Source organism: Escherichia sp. TW14182 (assembly GCF_000208525.1).
Classification (GTDB): Bacteria; Pseudomonadota; Gammaproteobacteria; order Enterobacterales; family Enterobacteriaceae; genus Escherichia; species Escherichia ruysiae.
The window spans coordinates 1-925 of record NZ_AEJZ01000042.1 but is presented as its reverse complement, the minus strand read 5'-3'; the positions used below and the strand labels follow the sequence as shown (position 1 = coordinate 925).

1 protein-coding gene is annotated in these 925 nt (G+C 51.6%); it reads left to right on the top strand.

The features are described 5' to 3' along the window. Window positions 1-114: 114 nt before the first annotated feature. A partial coding sequence (gene tnpC, locus EQY_RS0104300; protein WP_024212396.1) for an IS66 family transposase occupies window positions 115-925 on the top strand: 811 nt, incomplete at its 3' end.

The following is a 925-nucleotide window of genomic DNA, read 5'->3' as shown; positions in this document are numbered from 1 at the left end:
GGCCATGACCTGGCAAAATGGGTGTACCAGGAAGAACCTGCAGATGCCCAGAGCAATGCAATAACTCAATGAAATATAATGAATATCCATGCGTGATGTCGTATAATCCACCGCATGGATATCTCGCTTCTCAGTACCACCCGTGACCCTGAACAGCTTCGCGCTCTGGCAATTGCCATGGTGCAAAAAGTCATGGCTGAGAATGCAGAACTTCAGAACCGTATCCGCATACTGGAAGAGCAGATGAAGCTCGCACGCCAGCAGCGTTTTGGTAAAAAATGCGAATCACTGGCCGGGATGCAGCGTTCCCTGTTCGAAGAGGATGTTGACGCGGATATCGCAGAAATCTCGGCGTATCTGGACAGACTGCTTCCTCAGACCGGGGACGAAGAAAAAACAACAACACGTCCTGTTCGTAAAGCTTTACCCTCACATCTTCCCCGGGTTGAAAAGGTTATCCCGGCAGCAGAAGAACGTTGCCCGGAATGTAATGAATCCCTGCACTTCATTCGCAATGAAGTCAGCGAGAAAATGGAATATATCCCCGCACAGGTTGTGGTCAATCGCTATATCCGTCCGCAGTACAGCTGTCCCTGCTGTGAGAAAGTGTTCAGCGGAAAAATGCCGGCACATATCCTTCCGAAAAGTGCTGTTGAGCCATCGGTCGTCGCACAGGTTGTCATCAGCAAATATACCGACCATCTTCCCCTGTATCGCCAGCAGCATATCTTCTCCCGAATGGGGGTGGAGGTTCCCGTCAGTACAATGGCGGATATGGTTGGTGTCGCCGGAGCTGCACTGGCACCGCTGGCAAAATTGTTACGCCATGAGCTTCTGACACGGGATGTTATTCATGCTGATGAAACGTCCCTGAGGCTCCTTGATACCCGGAAAGGCGGTAAGTCCTGCTCCGGCTGGCTGTGGG